General features: G+C 62.4%; 14 protein-coding genes and 1 pseudogene. 7 read left to right on the top strand and 8 right to left on the bottom strand.

Going from position 1 to position 17,261, the window contains the following annotated elements; genetic code table 11:
• Positions 1 to 16: 16 nt before the first annotated feature.
• The 3 genes from M1B35_RS23450 to M1B35_RS23440 form a co-directional block, all read right to left on the bottom strand.
• Complete coding sequence (locus M1B35_RS23450) at positions 17 to 1,195, bottom strand: vWA domain-containing protein (protein ID WP_123336223.1); 1,179 nt, start codon at positions 1,193 to 1,195, stop codon at positions 17 to 19.
• 164 nt (positions 1,196 to 1,359) lie between these two features.
• Positions 1,360 to 2,205 carry an AAA family ATPase gene (locus tag M1B35_RS23445; RefSeq protein WP_123336222.1) on the bottom strand — a complete coding sequence of 282 codons (846 nt, stop codon included), beginning with the start codon at positions 2,203 to 2,205 and terminating at the stop codon, positions 1,360 to 1,362.
• A 140-nt stretch (positions 2,206 to 2,345) separates the two neighbouring features.
• Positions 2,346 to 3,422, bottom strand: a complete 1,077-nt coding sequence (locus M1B35_RS23440; protein ID WP_123336220.1) for a DUF748 domain-containing protein — start codon at positions 3,420 to 3,422, stop codon at positions 2,346 to 2,348.
• 126 nt (positions 3,423 to 3,548) lie between these two features.
• Between M1B35_RS23440 and cysK the strand changes: the two genes are divergently transcribed.
• From cysK to M1B35_RS23425, 3 genes are all read left to right on the top strand, one after another.
• Positions 3,549 to 4,523 carry a cysteine synthase A gene (gene cysK, locus M1B35_RS23435; protein ID WP_268263233.1) on the top strand — a complete coding sequence of 325 codons (975 nt, stop codon included), beginning with the start codon at positions 3,549 to 3,551 and terminating at the stop codon, positions 4,521 to 4,523.
• A gap of 227 nt (positions 4,524 to 4,750) precedes the next feature.
• Positions 4,751 to 5,686: an aspartyl/asparaginyl beta-hydroxylase domain-containing protein gene (locus tag M1B35_RS23430; protein WP_123336216.1), complete on the top strand. Its 936-nt coding sequence runs from the start codon at positions 4,751 to 4,753 to the stop codon at positions 5,684 to 5,686.
• A 354-nt stretch (positions 5,687 to 6,040) separates the two neighbouring features.
• Complete coding sequence (locus tag M1B35_RS23425; protein ID WP_268263232.1) at positions 6,041 to 6,904, top strand: DMT family transporter; 864 nt, start codon at positions 6,041 to 6,043, stop codon at positions 6,902 to 6,904.
• A gap of 26 nt (positions 6,905 to 6,930) precedes the next feature.
• Here M1B35_RS23425 and M1B35_RS23420 read toward each other — a convergent pair whose 3' ends face one another.
• Positions 6,931 to 8,490: a sensor domain-containing diguanylate cyclase gene (locus M1B35_RS23420; RefSeq protein WP_268263231.1), complete on the bottom strand. Its 1,560-nt coding sequence runs from the start codon at positions 8,488 to 8,490 to the stop codon at positions 6,931 to 6,933.
• A gap of 412 nt (positions 8,491 to 8,902) precedes the next feature.
• On the opposite strand from M1B35_RS23420, the gene M1B35_RS23415 reads away from it, so the two are divergent.
• Positions 8,903 to 9,277, top strand: a complete 375-nt coding sequence (locus tag M1B35_RS23415) for a type 1 fimbrial protein (RefSeq protein ID WP_268263230.1) — start codon at positions 8,903 to 8,905, stop codon at positions 9,275 to 9,277.
• Between the two features lies 1 nt (position 9,278).
• Here M1B35_RS23415 and M1B35_RS23410 read toward each other — a convergent pair whose 3' ends face one another.
• The 4 genes and pseudogenes from M1B35_RS23410 to M1B35_RS23395 all read right to left on the bottom strand — a co-directional run bounded on the left by M1B35_RS23410 (position 9,279) and on the right by M1B35_RS23395 (position 13,441).
• A complete protein-coding gene (locus tag M1B35_RS23410) occupies positions 9,279 to 10,223 on the bottom strand; it encodes a LysR family transcriptional regulator (RefSeq protein ID WP_123336209.1) in 945 nt (314 codons plus the stop codon).
• A 67-nt stretch (positions 10,224 to 10,290) separates the two neighbouring features.
• A pseudogene (locus tag M1B35_RS23405) lies at positions 10,291 to 11,819 on the bottom strand (tripartite tricarboxylate transporter permease).
• A complete protein-coding gene (locus M1B35_RS23400; RefSeq protein WP_268263229.1) occupies positions 11,816 to 12,349 on the bottom strand; it encodes a tripartite tricarboxylate transporter TctB family protein in 534 nt (177 codons plus the stop codon). The pseudogene M1B35_RS23405 and the gene M1B35_RS23400 overlap by 4 nt, the downstream one beginning before the upstream one ends.
• A 78-nt stretch (positions 12,350 to 12,427) precedes the next feature.
• Positions 12,428 to 13,441, bottom strand: a complete 1,014-nt coding sequence (locus M1B35_RS23395; protein WP_123336203.1) for a Bug family tripartite tricarboxylate transporter substrate binding protein — start codon at positions 13,439 to 13,441, stop codon at positions 12,428 to 12,430.
• 381 nt (positions 13,442 to 13,822) lie between these two features.
• Here M1B35_RS23395 and M1B35_RS23390 point away from each other — a divergent pair, with 381 nt between their 5' ends.
• Genes M1B35_RS23390 through M1B35_RS23380 form a run of 3 tightly spaced genes read left to right on the top strand, consistent with a single transcriptional unit; the run spans position 13,823 to position 17,116 of the window.
• On the top strand, positions 13,823 to 15,166 hold the full coding sequence (locus M1B35_RS23390; RefSeq protein ID WP_268263228.1) for an MFS transporter: 1,344 nt from the start codon (positions 13,823 to 13,825) through the stop codon (positions 15,164 to 15,166).
• Positions 15,159 to 16,115: an amidohydrolase family protein gene (locus tag M1B35_RS23385; protein WP_268263227.1), complete on the top strand. Its 957-nt coding sequence runs from the start codon at positions 15,159 to 15,161 to the stop codon at positions 16,113 to 16,115. The genes M1B35_RS23390 and M1B35_RS23385 overlap by 8 nt, the downstream gene beginning before the upstream one ends.
• Positions 16,112 to 17,116, top strand: a complete 1,005-nt coding sequence (locus tag M1B35_RS23380) for a 4-hydroxythreonine-4-phosphate dehydrogenase PdxA (RefSeq protein WP_123336197.1) — start codon at positions 16,112 to 16,114, stop codon at positions 17,114 to 17,116. The genes M1B35_RS23385 and M1B35_RS23380 overlap by 4 nt, the downstream gene beginning before the upstream one ends.
• Positions 17,117 to 17,261 lie beyond the last annotated feature (145 nt).

The following is a 17,261-nucleotide window of genomic DNA, read 5'->3' as shown; positions in this document are numbered from 1 at the left end:
CAAGACCAATCTCTACCTACTTGGACAGAAAGCGCATTCCCTCTTCCAGCCCGCGCAGGGTCAGCGGGTACATCTGGTCCTCGATCAGGTCGCGGACGATGTTGGTCGATGCGGTGTAACCCCAGGTGTCCTTCGGGTAGGGGTTGATCCAGATGAGCTTCTTGTACTTCTCCATAAAGCGCTGCATCCACACATAACCGGCTTCCTCGTTCCAGTGCTCGACGCTGCCGCCGGCCTGGGTGATTTCGTAGGGCGCCATGGCGGCGTCACCGACGAAGATCACTTTGTAGTCGGCGCCGTACTTGTGCAGCAGGTCCTGGGTCGAGGTGCGTTCCGAGCCGCGGCGCATGTTGTTCTTCCACACCGATTCATAGATGAAGTTGTGGAAGTAGTAGTACTCCAGGTGCTTGAACTCGGTCTTGCAGGCCGAGAACAGTTCCTCGCAGATCTTCACGTGGGCATCCATGGAACCGCCGATGTCGAACAGCAACAGCAGCTTGATGCTGTTGCGGCGTTCCGGGCGCATCTGGATGTTCAGCAGCCCGGCATCGCGGGCGGTGTGGTCGATGGTGCCATCGATGTCCAGCTCGTCCGCTGCGCCCTGGCGCGCGAACTTGCGCAGGCGACGCAGGGCTACCTTGATGTTGCGGGTGCCCAGCTCCACTGAGTCGTCGAGGTTCTTGTACTCGCGCTGGTCCCAGACTTTCACCGCCTTGCCCTGGCGCTTGCCGGCGTCGCCGACGCGGATGCCTTCCGGGTTGAAACCGCCGGAGCCAAAGGGGCTGGTGCCGCCGGTGCCGATCCACTTGTTGCCGCCGGCGTGGCGTTCCTTCTGTTCTTCCAGGCGTTTCTTGAACTCTTCGATGAGCTTGTCCAGCCCGCCCAGGGACTGGATCTGCGCCCGCTCTTCATCGCTCAGGGAACGCTCGAACTCCTTGCGCAGCCAATCCTCGGGGATCAGCGCCTGCAGGTGGTCATCGAGCTTTTCCAGGCCGTTGAAGTACGCACCAAAAGCCCGGTCGAACTTGTCGAAATGCCGTTCATCCTTCACCAGGATCGCCCGGGCGAGGTAATAGAACTCGTCCATGTCGGCGAAGGTCACGCGCTGCTTGAGCGCGTTGATCAGGTCCAGCAGTTCGCGCACCGACACCGGCACCTTGGCCGCGCGCATTTCATTGAACAGGTTGAGCAGCATGTCTATCGCTCTCTAATAATCTTTGGGTCTGTTCAGAAGCTCGCCGAGCGGCGATCAGGCAAGGCAAAAACAGGAGAGGAAGCGGAGTTTAGCCTGCTAAATGAGCATTCCGAACCTGTTTTTAACGCAGCATGATCGACGCGCAGGCCGCTTCTGGGCAGAGCCTAGCGACTGCCGCGGCGGCTCATGAACGCCAGGCGCTCCAGCAGTTGTACGTCCTGCTCGTTTTTCACCAGGGCGCCGGCCAGGGGCGGAATGGCCTTGGTCGGATCACGCTCGCGCAGCACCGCCTCACCAATGTTGTCGGCCATCAGCAGCTTGAGCCAGTCCACCAGTTCCGAGGTTGAAGGCTTCTTCTTCAGGCCGGGCACTTTGCGCACGTCGAAGAACACGTCCAGGGCTTCGCTGACCAGGTCCTTCTTGATGTCCGGGTAATGCACATCGACGATTTTCTGCAGGGTGGTGCGGTCGGGGAAGGCGATGTAGTGGAAGAAGCAGCGACGCAGGAAGGCGTCCGGCAGCTCCTTCTCGTTGTTGGAGGTAATGATGATGATCGGCCGCTGCTTGGCCTTGATGGTCTCGTCGATTTCGTAAACGTAGAACTCCATCTTGTCGAGTTCTTGCAGCAGGTCATTGGGGAATTCGATGTCGGCCTTGTCGATTTCGTCGATCAGCAGGATCACCCGCTCCTCGGATTCGAAGGCTTCCCAGAGCTTGCCTTTTTTCAGGTAGTTGCGGATGTCGTGGACCTTGTCCACCCCCAGTTGGGAGTCGCGCAGGCGGCTGACCGCGTCGTACTCGTAAAGGCCTTGGTGGGCTTTGGTGGTGGACTTGATGTGCCAGGTGATCAGCTTGGCGCCAAAGGACTCGGCCAGTTGCTCGGCGAGCATGGTCTTGCCGGTGCCGGGTTCGCCCTTGACCAGCAGCGGACGCTCCAGGGTGATGGCGGCGTTGACGGCCAGCTTCAAGTCATCGGTGGCGACGTAGGCGCGGGTGCCTTCGAATTTCATCTGCAAATCCTCGAACGGTGACGGCGAGCTGCCCGGGGCAGTTCGACTGAAAAACGCGGTGGCTGACTATAACGCGGCGCCCGGTCGACTGTGAACGCAGACGGCCCATTCAGTCTCTGAATGGGCCGTCACACGGTGACTCAGTCAGTCGATGGCTTGGGCTGCTCATAACGGGCATTGAATGCCTGGACGAAACCGTTGCGCAGAATCTGCAGAAACGCCCCGAAGGCGCTGATGTCCTGGCGGTGTACGTTGCCGCTGAGTTCGACCCGGGTGGCGAACTGGTTTTTGCTCTGGTTTTTCAGCAGGTTCTCGCTGGCGCCTACCAGTGCCTCCCAGACCGAGCGCAGGATGCCTTTGTTTTTGTTCTCCACGTCCTGCTGCCAATTGAACACTTCGACGTCCCGCAGCAAGGGCTTGATGTACCCGGTCAGGCGGGCTTTTTCCGCCCGGGCCTCGATCACCACATCGCCGTGGCCGGCGTTGAAGTCGAATTTACCGTAGGCCGAGGCGAAGTCATTGAAGCGCTTGAGTTCGATGTCTCGGGCCCGCAGGCGGAACTCAAAGTCCTCGAAGTTGCTCAACGGGTCGAAGGTGGCGCTGCTTTCCAGGGGCGCCTGGCCCTGCAGCAAGGCCTTGCCGTCGAAGCGCGCGGCGCGCTTGCCGGCGGCGTCGGCGACGTTGGTCAGGTTGTAGATACTGGCGTTGACCTGGGTGGCGCCGATGTTCACCGGCGGCGTGGAGCTGAAGTTGCGAAAGTTGATGGTGCCGTCGTCGATTCGCACCTCATCCAGGGTAATGGGTACAAGCTTGCCCAGTTGCGCCCGCCAGTCGGTGCCCTGGCCGGTTTGCGAGGCCTGTTTGTTGGCGCCGCCGTCGACGAAGTTCAGTTGCGGTTTGACGAACAGTACCTTGGCCACCACCGCATGGTCGTACCACAACGAATGCCAGCTCACCGCCAGGTCGATCAGCGGCGCGTCGACGAAAGGCACCGGCACCTTGCCGTCGACCTTGACGATCTGCAGCCCGTTGATGCGATAAGCGCCGCGCCACAGGGCCAGGTCCACGTCGCTGACCTGGCCACGGTAGTCGCCCATGTCCGCCAGTTTGTCATTCAGGTAATCGCGTACTAGGTAGGGCAGGGCGATATGCAGGGCCACCAGCAGCACGACCAGGCCTGCCAGGGTCCACAAGGGCCAACTGTAGCGACGTTTCATGGTGATGGGCCTCCAGCCGTATAGAGGATGGACTGCCGGTGGCCGCAGTCGTTCGGCTCGACTGGACGCTCATGGGTCCGAGGCATACCCTTGAGCACTTCTTCACTGCTGCATAAGGACCCAGCCATGAGCCGCATTTTTGCTGACAACGCCCATTCCATCGGTAATACGCCCTTGGTGCAGATCAACCGCATCGCGCCCCGTGGCGTGACCATCCTGGCCAAGATCGAAGGGCGCAACCCGGGCTACTCGGTGAAATGCCGAATCGGCGCGAACATGATCTGGGACGCCGAAAGCACCGGCCGGCTCAAGCCTGGCATGACCATCGTCGAACCCACTTCGGGCAACACCGGGATCGGCCTGGCGTTCGTCGCCGCCGCCCGCGGCTATAAATTGATGCTGACCATGCCTGCTTCCATGAGCATCGAGCGACGCAAGGTGCTCAAGGCCCTGGGCGCCGAACTGGTGCTGACCGAGCCGGCCAAGGGCATGAAAGGTGCCATTGAAAAGGCGGCGGAAATTGTGGCCAGCGACCCGGCCAAGTACTTCATGCCGCAGCAGTTCGATAACCCGGCCAACCCGGCCATCCACGAAAAGACCACCGGTCCGGAAATCTGGAATGACACCGACGGCGCCGTGGACGTACTGGTAGCGGGTGTCGGCACCGGCGGCACCATCAGTGGTGTGTCGCGCTATATCAAGAAGACCCAGGGCAAGCCGATTCTTTCGGTGGCGGTCGAGCCTTCGGGGTCGCCGGTGATTACCCAGAAACTGGCTGGCGAGGAGATCAAGCCCAGCCCCCACAAGATCCAGGGCATTGGTGCCGGGTTTGTGCCGAAGAACCTCGATCTGGAAATGGTCGACCGGGTCGAGCTGGTGACCGATGAAGAGTCCAAGGCCATGGCCCTGCGCCTGATGCAGGAGGAGGGCATCCTCTGCGGCATTTCCTGTGGTGCGGCGATGGCCGTTGCTGTGCGCCTGGCAGAAACCCCGGAAATGCAGGGCAAGACCATCGTGGTGATCCTGCCGGACTCCGGCGAGCGCTACCTGTCGAGCATGCTCTTCAGCGACCTGTTCACCGAGCAGGAAAACCAACAGTAAGGCGACGGCCGCCATTCGCCTGTAAGCCGCCGGCTTGCCGGCGAATGCTGACCCACATCACTCAAGGCTTCGGGCGCTTATGCTACTTAACGCCTTTGTTGCAAAGCCGTTAATACTGAATGTTCAGTGGTGCGGGTTTTTCCATGGCCCAGGAGTGTTTATCATTGCCGGCTGCCAGGCCGGGTGAACACTCCCCTCACGGTTGCCTATTTCCAAGGAGTCGTTGCATGAGCTTTTCCTTTGCCGCCAAGTTCGCGGTGTTGTCGCTGTTTGTCGGCAGCATTCTTTACGTGCACCTGCGGGGCAAGGCGCGTCTGCCGGTACTGCGCCAGTTCGTCAACCATTCCGCGCTGTTCGCCCCATACAACGCCTTGATGTACCTGTTCTCCGCGGTGCCTTCCAAGCCTTACCTGGACCGCAGCAAGTTCCCGGAACTGGACGTGCTCAAGGACAACTGGGAAGTGATCCGCGACGAGGCCATGCACCTGTTCGACGAGGGCTATATCCGCGCCGCCGAGAAGAACAACGACGCCGGTTTCGGTTCGTTTTTCAAGAAGGGCTGGAAGCGTTTCTACCTCAAGTGGTACGACAAACCCCTGCCTTCGGCCGAAGCCCTGTGCCCGAAAACCGTTGAGCTGGTCAGCCGCATCCCCAACGTCAAGGGCGCCATGTTCGCCTTGCTGCCCGGTGGCAGCCATCTGAACCCGCACCGTGATCCGTTCGCCGGTTCCCTGCGCTATCACCTGGGGCTGTCGACCCCCAACTCTGACGATTGCCGGATTTTCGTCGATGGCCAGGTCTATGCCTGGCGCGACGGTGAAGATGTGATGTTCGACGAAACCTATGTGCACTGGGTGAAGAACGAAACCGAAACCACCCGGGTGATCCTGTTCTGTGATATCGAACGCCCCCTGAGCAACCGCCTGATGACCCGCCTCAACCGTTGGGTCAGTGGTCTGCTGGGCCGTGCCACCGCACCGCAGAACCTGGACGACGAGCGCGTCGGCGGGATCAACCAGGCCTACGCCTGGAGCAAGCGCTTCAGCGACCGCTTCAGCGGCGTGGTGAAACAGTGGAAGCGCCGCAATCCCAAGCTGTACCGCATCCTGCGGCCGATCCTGGCGGTGGTGGTGCTGGTGGCGTTGTGGAAGTGGCTGTTCTGATAATTCTTGCAATGAAGATCGGGCGCTGAGTATATTCGGCGCTCGACGAGTCAGACGACTCAGGTTTTTCCCTCCTCAAGAGCCCTCTGTACATGGCCTTTTCCCTCAACAGCTCGGTAGTGGTTTCAGCGGTCAACGCTGGCGTCGTGCCGTGCGGGAATCAGCAGCCTGCGCAGATCGGTCAATACCCCCCACCTGTCAGTAGTGTGCCGGTCTACGCAGTCGTAGCACCGCCAGGCGTTGGCATTCCGGGCTGATCAGCAACCGCTGTTGTTGCCTGCGCCCGCCTGAAAAAACACGACTGAATTTCAGCTTTTGCTGAGTTGGCTTTTTGCCTGACTACAGGTGGTTTTCATGTTGCTCATTTCCAAAAAATCCGCGCTGGCGGCGGCTTCCACGAGCCTGTTCGTCCTGCTCTGGAGCAGTGGCGCAATCTTCTCCAAATGGGGCCTGGCTCATGCATCGCCCTTTGCCTTCCTAGTGATCCGCTTTGCCATTGCCCTGTGCGGCCTGGTGCTGCTGATGCCCTTGCTCAAGCTCAGGTTGCCCCGTGGGCGTGGCCCGATGCTCTACGCGGCGGCCACGGGCCTGGTGCTGTTGGGCGCCTACCAGATCTTCTACCTGCTGGCCTTGAGCCTGAGGGTCACGCCCGGGGTCATGGCCACCCTGATGGGGGTGCAGCCGATCCTTACCGTGGTGCTGATGGAGCGTCAGCGGTCCTGGAGCCGGATGTTCGGCCTGGGCCTGGGGTTGGCGGGGCTGATCATGGTGGTCTACCAAGGCATTGGTCTGGCGGGAATGTCCCTGGCCGGGATGCTCTTTGCCTTGCTGGCTCTGGTCAGCATGACCTTGGGCTCGATTATGCAGAAGCGCATCACCGATAACCCGTTGGGGACGTTGCCCGTGCAGTACCTGGCGGGGCTCTTGCTGTGCGCGGTGTTCGTGCCCTTCCAGCCGATGCATGTCGAGTACAGCCTGGGCTTTGTGGTGCCGGTGTTGTGGATGGGCCTGGTGGTTTCGGTGCTGGCGACCCTGCTGCTGTACCGGCTGATTGCCCAGGGCAACCTGGTCAATGTCACCAGTCTGTTCTACTTGGTGCCGGCAGTGACGGCGGTGATGGATTACCTGTTCTTCGGTAATCGCCTGGCGCTGTTGAGCCTGCTCGGCATGCTCTTGATCATCGTCGGCCTGGTGTTCGTGTTCCGTAAGAGCGCCTGACCTGCCAGGGCCTGGCGGCGGCGCCGTCAGGCCCTGAGCACGCGGTTGCGTCCGGCCAGCTTGGCGGCGTAGGTCGCCTGGTCGCTCAGGCGCAGCAGGTTTTCCGCTGACAGCTCCGGGTCCCAGGCCACCACACCGAAGCTGGCGGTGACCGAGCCGACCACGGGCAGCGATTGCCGGGCGAGGTTTTCCCGCAGTTGCCAGGCCAGTTGTTCGGCCTGTTCCCCTGAGGTTTGCGGGCAGAGGATCGCCAGTTCCTCGCCGCCGATCCGACAAAAAATATCGCTGGTGCGCAGCCGTTGGCCGATCAGTTGGCAGGTTTGCTTGAGCACCTCGTCCCCCATGTCGTGGCCCCAGCGGTCATTGACTGACTTGAAGTGATCCAGGTCCAGCAGGATCAGGGAAAATCCCGTCCCGTAGCGTTTGCCGCTGTCCACCAGGCACTCCAGTTGGCCCATGAAGTGCCGGCGGTTGTAGATACCGGTCAACTCGTCGGTGACCGCCTGGGTGCTCAGGGCGTGCTCGCGGTCCTTGAGTTCGGTGATATCCATGAACGACCCGTACCAGATCACGCTGCGATCCTCCTGGCGCTCGGCGTAGGCTTCGCCGTGCAGCCAGCGCAGCCCTTGGCGTGGCAGTTGCACGCGAAAATCACAGGCCCAGGCCTCGCCGCTGCGGCTGGACTCCAGGGTTACGCTGATGATCAGCGGCATGTCTTCGGGATGGACGCGCTTGAACAGCGGGTTATGCAGGAAGCTCAAGCCCAGGACGTCCTCGGCCTTGAGTTCGAAAAGTTGTTCGATACTCGGGCTGCAGAAGGCGAAATAGCCGTCCCCCGAGGCGCGCAGGTGGTACTGGTAAAGCACGTTGGGAATGCGCTGGGTGAGTTTTTTCAGGAAGGCCTTGCTCTCCTGGATGTCCTTGAGCAGTTCGTTGCGTTCGCTGACATCGATGATCACATTGAGCTGTTCCAGGCCTCCGCTGTCAGGGTCGTGAAACTCGGCACGGCGCAGTTCGCCGATAAACAGGCTGCCGTCCTTGCGCTGGTAGCTCCATTGCGTGGCCTGGTCGCCGCTGCTGCGACACAGGTGATCGATCAGTTGCACGTTCGAGGTGTGCAACAGCGCCGGGTCTTGGGTGGCCTTGCGACGTTCATCGAGATCGGACGGCAGGTGCAGGCGTTGCACCAGATTGCGCCCCAGCATCTCGGCGCGGTTGAAGCCGAACAGGGCCTCGGCGCCGGCACTGAACAGGCGTATCCGTCCTTCAGCGGTGGTGCTGATGACGGCCACTTGGGTGGCCGCGTTCATCAGGTTATCGAAGCGGGTATTGAGCGCCTTGATGCGGTTTTTGCGCGCGTTCAGCTCATGCAACTGGCGGCGCGTCTCACGCTGCTGACGCACCGTGCAGAACAGCATCACCAGCAGGAGTGCGGCGAGGCTGATCAACAGCCCCGTGGCCAGGTGGTGCAACGGGTGCTGATCGGGCAACCACAGCAAGCCGATCATGGCGCTGCCAAGGGCCAGCCAAAGTGTCGGCTCAATCAGCCGACTGCGGTTGAGGAAGTGCTCGATCCACTGCGACATCCGACTACTCATTGCCACCTCCGAACCAGGCGAAAGCTGCATGCGCGTAGTGCCCCGTCAGGAACTGTTCCTTCCTGCTTCTGGCGAAGATTATTCTCATAGTTACGCGATGATGGCTAGAGGCCATTTTTGTGGTTGGCCACTGATGGACACTGCCTGGATTGGTCATCAACGACATGAATGATCAGTGATATTCCAGCCATGTCATCGGTAAAAAACGGATCGGCAGGGCAGCAGCCGGTGATCTTGCGCGTTCCCCTGGGGGCGGAGCGCATCGCTGTCGGCAACCGTCGTTAAACAGGGGCGGTTGGGCAAGGGCTGTGTGCGCAAAAAAACTCAGGTGGGTGAATCGCAAATACTAAAGTCGCTGATGAGGGGGGACGACATAACGCTTATACACAGGAGAGTTCGTATGAGAGGTCTACTTATCGGTACCGGCATCAGCGTGTTCTTCGGGGTGGCGGGCAGTTGCTTGGCCGCACCCCCCATGTCTCAAGGTGTGATCCGTTTTAGCGGCAGTGTCGTCGAGACCCCTTGCCGCGCGTCCGAGACGGCCTCGCCCGGCGGCCTGGAGCTGGGCCAATGCCCGAAGGCGGCGCGGGGCAATGTCATCAGCGTCAACCCGGTGGCCACGGTCGGCGGTCTGAACCGCTCCGGGGTCAAGGTCAAGTTATTGGCCGACAGTGGCACGGCCCAGCCTTATTACCAGCAGCGGTACGTACTGGTCGATACCGCGGGCCGGCCCGTGACATCGGGCAACTACCTGGTGACTTTGAGTCTTCCCTAGTTCAGGGCAGGGTCAATTGGTGCTCGGCGCGTACCGAGCCGACGAAAGCCTGCATCGCTGACGAGGCGATGCGATGGCGTCGGGTAATCAGGCCGAACGGTGGCAAGCGCGCCTCGAAGTTGATCGGCAGGATCGCCAGCAAGTCACGTCCGGGGTAGTCCTCCACCACGGACAGCGGCGTCACCCCGAGCATGTCGGTCTGCTGTACCAGGGAGAGCAAGGTCATGATCGAGGTGGTTTCGACAATGCTGCTGGGAATGTCGACCCGGGCATTATGGAACACCTGATTGATGATCGAACGCATGGGGCTTGGGTGTTGTTGCAGCACCCAGGTCTCATGCTGCAACTGCGCCCAATTCAGTTGCGTGGCCTGGGCCAGGGGGTTCTGCGCGCCGGCGATCACGCACAGCGCCTCTTCGCCGAGGCTGTCGAAAATCAATTCCTCCGCCCGCGCGCCAGCGGGAATCCGGCCCAGCACAATGTCCAGTTGATCCTGCAACAGGGCTTGCACCAGCACGTCGCTGGTGTCGACCTGGATGCTCATGGACAGCCGTGGGTGGCTTTGCTTGAGGGTGGCGATGGTACGGGTCAGCAGCCCTGAAGCCAGCGCCGGAATCGCCCCCACCGCCACCCGCCCGAGGTTGCCGGACTCCAGCGCCACCAGTTCTTCGCGCATGCCGCTGAGTTCGGCGAAAACCATCTGCGCGTAGTAGATCACCGTGTCGCCGTAGGGCGTCGGGCGCATGCCCCGGGGCAAGCGCTCGAACAGCTCGACGCCCAGCAGGTCCTCGGCTTCGTGGAGCATCTTGGTGGCGGCCGGCTGGGTCATGCCGATGTGGTCGGCGGCGCGGCGGAGCGAACCGAACTCCTGCAGGGCCAGCATCAGGCGCATCTGTCGCAGGCGCAGGCGGCTGTGGATCATATTGGCATCAGGAATTCGGGTCATGGGGCCGGGCTCTTGAGAAAGACAGCGGCAAGCCTGACAACAAATGCCAGGTCTTGCCAGGGGGGGATCAGGGCACCGAGTTGCTCTTCGCCGGTTGCCCGCCCCGCAGCCCCAGAAGGCTGCGTACTGCGCGTGACAGCAGCGGCCAGAACAGCATCAGCAGCGCAGCGGTGGTCAGGCTGCCCACCAGCGGGTTGGACCAGAAGATGCCCAGTTGCCCATCGGAAAACAGCATCGACTGGCGGAACGCGTCTTCGGCCTTGTCCCCCAGCACCGCCGCCAGCACCAGGGGCGCGATGGGGTAGCCGAGCTTCTTGAACAGATAACCCAGGGCGCCAAAGCCCAGCATCAGCACCACGTCGAAAAATGCGTTGTGCACCGAGTAGGCCCCGATGGCGCAGATCATGATGATGATCGGCACGATGATCGAGAACGGAATCCGCAGGATCGAGGCGAACAGCGGCACCGTGGCCAGGACCACGATCAGGCTGACCACGTTGCCCAGGTACATGCTGGCGATCAGGCCCCAGACAAAATCATGTTGCTCGACGAACAGCGTCGGCCCCGGGTGCAGGCCCCAGATCATCAGCCCGCCGAGCATCACCGCGGCGGTGGCCGAGCCGGGAATACCCAGGGTCAGCATCGGCAGCAGGGCGCTGGTGCCTGCGGCGTGGTCGGCGGTTTCCGGGGCGATCACCCCTTCGATTTCACCCTTGCCGAACTGCTCGCGGTTTTTCGAGAAGCGCCGCGCCAGGCTGTAGCCCATGAACGAGGCCGCCGTCGGCCCGCCCGGGGTGATGCCCATCCAGCAGCCCACCAGGGTGCTGCGGACAATGGTCAGCCAGTAACGGGGCAACTTGGCCCAGGTGCGCAGGATCACCATGGGCGTGATGCGCGCATGCTCGCCGCGAAACACCAGGCCCTCTTCCACGGTGCAGAGGATTTCGCCGATGCCGAACAAGCCAATCACCGCCACTTCGAAGCTGATGCCGGTCATCAGGATCGGCTGGTCGAAAGTCAGCCGCAGGTTGCCCGAAACCGTGTCCATGCCCACGGCGGCCATGGCGAAACCGAGCATCATCGCCACCAGGGTCTTGAGCGGCGGGTTCTTGCTCATGCCGATAAAGGTGCAGAACGCCAACAGGTACACCGCGAAAAACTCGGGCGAACTGAAGGACATGGCGAACTCGGCGATGCGCGTGGACAGGAAGGTCAGCAGCAACACCCCGCACAGCGCCCCGATCAGCGCCGAGCTGAAGGCTGCCGTCAGGGCCTCTGCCGCTCGTCCCTGACGGGCCATGGGGTAGCCGTCGAAGGTGGTGGCCACCGAGGACGGCTCGCCGGGAATGTTGAACAGGATTGAGGTGATCGACCCGCCGAACAACGCCCCCCAGTACATGCATGACAACAGGATGATGGCCGACACCGGGGCCATGGTGAAGGTCAATGGCAGTAGCAACGCCACGCCGTTGGGGCCCCCAGGCCAGGCAGCACGCCCACCAGGATGCCCAGCAGCACGCCGATCACCATCAGCCCGATGTGCCCGGGGGTGAGGATCAGGTTCATGCCTTGCAGCAGGGAATCGAATTCGCTCATTTCAGGTTGCTCCCGGCTATGGCCAGCCAGTCGCCCACGGCGCCCGTATCCAGCGGCACCTTGAACCACAGGGCGAAGATCAAGTAGCTGGCCAACACCGCGCCCAGGGACACGCTGCCGATCATCCAGGCCCCGTAGGGTTTGGCCCGTACCCGGTCACGCCACATGAACCAGGCGATAAACAGCGCTGAGGCCAGGTAGATACCGGTCAACGGCATGGCCGCGACGAACAGGGCGATGGGCACGAACACCGACATCACCTGGCCAAAGGCGCTGCGGCTGACGAACGCCAGGCCCAGGGCTTGCCAGCGCAACAGGGTCAACAGCCCGTTGGCCAGGCTGGCGCCGCTGAGCAGCAGGCCGATGTAGAAGGGGAAGTAACCCGGCTCGGGGCCGCTGTCGCCCCAGCCGATGCCTTGTTCGACGCTGCCGAACATGACCATCGCGCCCACCAGGGTGGTGAACAGGGCCAGGCCGAGTTCGACCCAGCGGGTGCCGACCAGTGAGGGTGAATCCACAGAAGGGGACATGGGTGTCTCTCCGCAAGAAGGGGCTGCCGAGGGCCCGGCCGGCTCAGTCAACGAGCCGGAGGGGCGGCAGCCGTTGGATCAGTTGCGCAGCCAGCCGGCGTTCTTGAACACCGGGGTGACGCGGGCGGTGTCTTGCTCGATGTAGGCGGTCAGTTGCTCGCCCTCGAGGAAGGTCGGCACCAGCGCGTTCTGGGTCACGTAGGCCTTGAACTCCGGTGTCTGGGTGACCTTGCGCAGCAGCTCGACGTAAAACGCCTGTTGTTCGGCGCTGACTTCGCCGGGCATGAACACGGTCCGCGGGAATCGGTATTGATCGATGCCCAGGCCTTGGGAATGGCAGGTGGGGATATCCGCCCAGGCTTTGTCGCCGGCGACCTTTTCCGTGTAGCGCATGGGTTCCTGGCTGAACACGCAGAGCGGTTGCACTTGGTCACCGCGCCATTGGCTGATGCTCTCGGCAGGGTTGTTGACGTTGCTGGCGATGTGTTTGCCGGCCAGTTGGGTGGCCGCCTCGCTGCCGCTCTTGAAGGGGATGTAGGTGAGCTTGCTGCCGGTGGTCTGGTTCAGTAACAGGGTCAGGGTCTGGTCGACATCCTTGGACTGGCTGCCGCCCATGCGCAGTTTCGAGGCGTCGGCCTTGACGGTTTCATAGAAGCCCCGAGCGTCTTTCCAGGGCGCGTCCTTGTAGGTCCAGAGGATGAAGTCGTCTTCCGCCACGGCGGCCACCGGGGTCAGTTCCTGCCATTGGTAGCCGAGCTTGGACACCAGGGGCAGCAGGTAGATGTTGTTGGTGCCGATCACCAGTTTATCGGGCTCGCCCTTGGCCATTTTCAGGTCGAGGAAGGCCTCGGCGCCGTTGCCGCCGCCTTTGTTCAGCACCACGGTGTTGACGTCCAGCAGCTTGTGGGTGGCAATGATCGACTGGATCAGCCGAGCGAGTTGGTCGGTGCCGCCACCGGGGCCGCCGGCGACGACGATTTCCAGGTTCTTATCGGGTTGCCAGGCCTGGGCCAGGGTCGGTAGCGTGCCGACGCACAGCAGGGTGCAACCCAGGAGCAGGCGGGACGTGCGACGAACGAATGTTGTGCGCATGGGAGGGCCTCGTGTTCTTGTAGTTGTTATGAGTGGCTTGTCACTGGCCGGGGCCGCAAGCCTGGGCCGAGTGTGGGAAGCCACGCCACGAACGTCTACTCAAAACAATACATACACCGATAGCCTGGGGTTATAGGTTGGGCCGGGCTTGCACCAGGTTCACAGTGCTAAGTATTGAGCCAGAGCGGTTGCTGTTAAACCCTGGAAAAACGGGGGCTGGACTCGGAGCGGTCTGAAATCGTTGTAGGGATATCCTCTGGCTATCGCCTTATCTCAAGTTTTGATTAGACGGTTATCACTGTGCCTTCGATAGTGCTCCCCAGGTCGCGTCCTCGACGGCGCACGCTGCACCCACAACAATAAGAAAACGAGGTACCCAGCATGGCTCGTTCCAGTGCTTCCCTGCACTTGCCCACGGCAAGTGTCGAACCGGCTTCAGCGGCCCCGACCACCGGGGGCCGAGCCAGCCATGTGCGCTGGCGGATCTTCGCGGTGATCTTCGCCCTGACCATGGTCAACCTGATCGACCGGGTCTCGCTGTCCATCGCCATGCCCACCATCGCCCATGAGTTTTCCCTGTCGCCCAGCCTGCAAGGGCTGATCCTCAGCAGTTTTTTCTGGGCCTATGCGCTGCTGCAGATTCCCGGCGGCTGGCTGATCGACCGCTTTGGCCCGCACCGGGTCATCGGCTGGTCCACCGGGCTTTGGGGCACCTTCCAAGTGCTGGCCGCATTTGCCACTGGCGGGCTTTCCCTGCTGTTCGCCCGGGTCGCCCTGGGCGCTGCCGAAGCACCGTTGTTTCCCTCCGGCGGCAAGCTGATTTCCCTGTGGCTGGCCCCGGGCGAACGCAGTCGCGGCGCGGTGCTGATGGACAGTGGCAGCCCCCTGGGCGTGGCCATTGGCGGGCTGTTGATCGCCTACCTGATTGCCATTCTTGACTCTTGGCGGCTGGCCTTTTTGATCGCTGGCGTAGCGACCCTGGTGCTGGCCTGGGTGGCCTACCGTTACCTGCGCGACGACCCCGCCAGTCATCCTCAGGTGAACGCCGCGGAGCTGGAAAAGATCAACGCCGGCCGGGCCACACCGGCCGCCGAAGCGGCACGGATTCCGGTCAAGGGCCTGGGCATCGCCAGCCGTTCGTTGTGCGGGCTGCTGATCGGCCGGGCCAGTTGGGCCATGGTCTATTTCGGCTTGCTGACCTGGGGCCCGAGCTACCTGTCCCAGGCCCGGGGTTTTGATATCAAGGGCATTGGCGCCGCCACCTTTGTGATCTTTATCTGCGGCGCCCTAGGCTCGCTGACCGGCGGTTTTCTCTGCGACGGCCTGATGCGCAAGGGCGTCAGCCGGGGCGTGGCGGTGAAGAGCCTGCTGGCGTTTTCCGGGGTGATTGCGCTGCTGGCGTTCCTGCTGCTGCCGACCCTGAGCAACCCCTTCGCCGCCGTGGCCCTGCTGGCGCTGACGGCGTTCTTCCTGATGTGGGGCAGCCTGTACTGGAGTTTTCCGGCCCTGCTCGCCGCCCCGGCGCGGGTCGGCCTGATCGGTGGGGTGATGAATATGGCCGGCAGCACCGGTGGCATCGCGGTGCCGATCCTGGTGGGAGTGATCCTGCAGTTCGCCGGTGGCTTTGCCCCGGTACTGGGCTTCTTTGCGGTCTGCTCGGCGCTGTTTGTCCTGGCCACTTTGCTGATCAGCCTCGACGGCCCTCAGGAGGTGACGCATGGCTGAGCTCTGGGATGGCCCGATCGTCGACGCCCACCATCACTTCTGGGACCCGCAGAACAACTACCACCCCTGGCTCGCGCCGGAGGCACGGATCGCCTTTCGCTATGGCGACTACAGCGCCATTAAGCGGCGTTATTTCCCAGAGGATTATTTCGCCGACGCCGGTGCCCATCGAGTGGTGCAGACGGTCTACGTCGAAACCGAATGGGACCCCAGCGATCCGATCGGCGAAACCCGTTTCATCCAGGGCCTGGCCGAGCGTTACGGGGTGCCCAATGCGGTGGTGGCCCAGGCCTGGCTCGATCATCCGGACGCCCTTGCGGTGCTCACCGAGCAGGCGTCCTACCCTTGCGTGCGCAGTGTCCGGCACAAGCCCGGCGGGCCCCAAACGCCCGAACAGGTGGGCCAGGCCCGGACCCTGATGAGCGATGAACACTGGCGCCGCAGCTTTGCCGCCCTGGAAGGCCTGGGGCTGCATTTCGATTTGCAGACCCCTTGGTGGAACCTGCCGGAAGCCGAGCGGCTGGCCCGGGATTTTCCCGGCACCACCCTGATTCTCAACCACGCCGGGCTGCCCAGCGACCGCAGCGCCGAAGGCCTGGCGGCCTGGCACGGGGCGATGGCGCGGCTGGCCCAATGGCCCAATGTGCAGGTGAAGATTTCCGGCCTGGGCCAGAGGGGTAAAGCCTGGCGCGCCGAAGACAACGCCTGGATCGTACGCCAGGTGATCGAACTGTTCGGCAGCGCCCGCGCAATGTTCGCCAGCAACTTCCCAGTGGACAGCCTGTGTGGCTCGTTCGATGACATCTACAGCGGTTTCAAACACATCGTTGCCGATCTGCCCCGCGCCGATCAGGAGCGCCTGTTCTACAGCAACGCCCAACGCCTCTATCGTTGCGAGCCTGAAGCCCGCGACCGCACACGGCCTGAATCTGTAAGGAGCCAAGCATGAATAAAAGTACCCTAGCCATGGTCCTGGGCGACCCCGCGGGCATCGGCCCGGAGCTTATCGCGCGTTTGCTCGGCGATCCCCAAGTGCGGGCCCAGGCCCAGGTGATCCTGATCGCCGATGAGGCAGAGATGCGCCGCGGCATGGACATCGCCGGGGTGACGTTTCCCTATCGCCCGGTGAGTTCCCTGGAAGACCTGGTGTTCAGTGACGACACGCCGTTGTTCTACGATTTTCGCGGTAGCGCCCTGGGCCCGTTCCCGCGCAGTGAAGCCAGTGCGATCGGCGGGCGCTACAGCCTCGACACCCTGGAAGTGGCCCTGCGCCTGACCGAGCGCGGGGCCACGGACGCGGTGTTGTTCGGGCCCTTGAACAAGACCTCGCTGCACATGGCCGGCATGGCCCACAACGATGAATTGCACTGGTTCGCCGAGCTGCTGGATTTCCATGGGCCGTTCTGTGAATTCAACGTGCTGGACAATCTGTGGACTTCCCGGGTGACGTCCCACGTGGCGCTGTCCGAAGTGCCGGGCCTGCTCAGCCAGGAGCGGGTGCTGGAAGCCATCCAACTGATCGACAACGCCCTCAAGCGCAATGGCCTGGACAGGCCGCGGATCGGTGTCTGCGGCTTGAACCCGCACAACGGCGACAACGGCTCGTTTGGCCGCGAGGAGTTGGACATCATCGGCCCGGCCGTGAGGTCCGCCCAGGCCCTGGGCATTGCCGCGGACGGTCCGTACCCGGGCGACACGATTTTCTTGAAAGTCCAGGGCGATGCCAGTGCTTTCGATGCGGTGGTGACCATGTATCACGACCAGGGGCAGATCGCGATCAAGCTCATGGGCTTCTCCCGAGGCGTGACGGTGCAGGGTGGCCTGCCGATCCCCATCACCACCCCGGCTCACGGCACCGCGTTCGACATTGCCGGGCAGGGCAAGGCCAACGTTGGAGCGATCCGCCAAGCCTTCGAAATCGCCTGCCGCATGGGCCTGCGCAGCCGCTGATCGGCGCGCCTTTCCGGCTTTTTATTCCTCGGTGTTCTTCGCCAGCCAGCCGGCCCCTACGGACAGTGGGGGCCGGCTTTTTGGCGAATGGGGAAGGCGAAATGTCCGATAACCCTATGTGGCAATAAAGGCTTGGTTGCTATCA

Source organism: Pseudomonas morbosilactucae (genome assembly GCF_023241665.1).
GTDB classification, from domain to species: domain Bacteria; phylum Pseudomonadota; class Gammaproteobacteria; order Pseudomonadales; family Pseudomonadaceae; genus Aquipseudomonas; species Aquipseudomonas morbosilactucae.
Note: the sequence above shows the minus strand (reverse complement) of the source record. Positions and strands in the feature narration are given on the sequence as shown.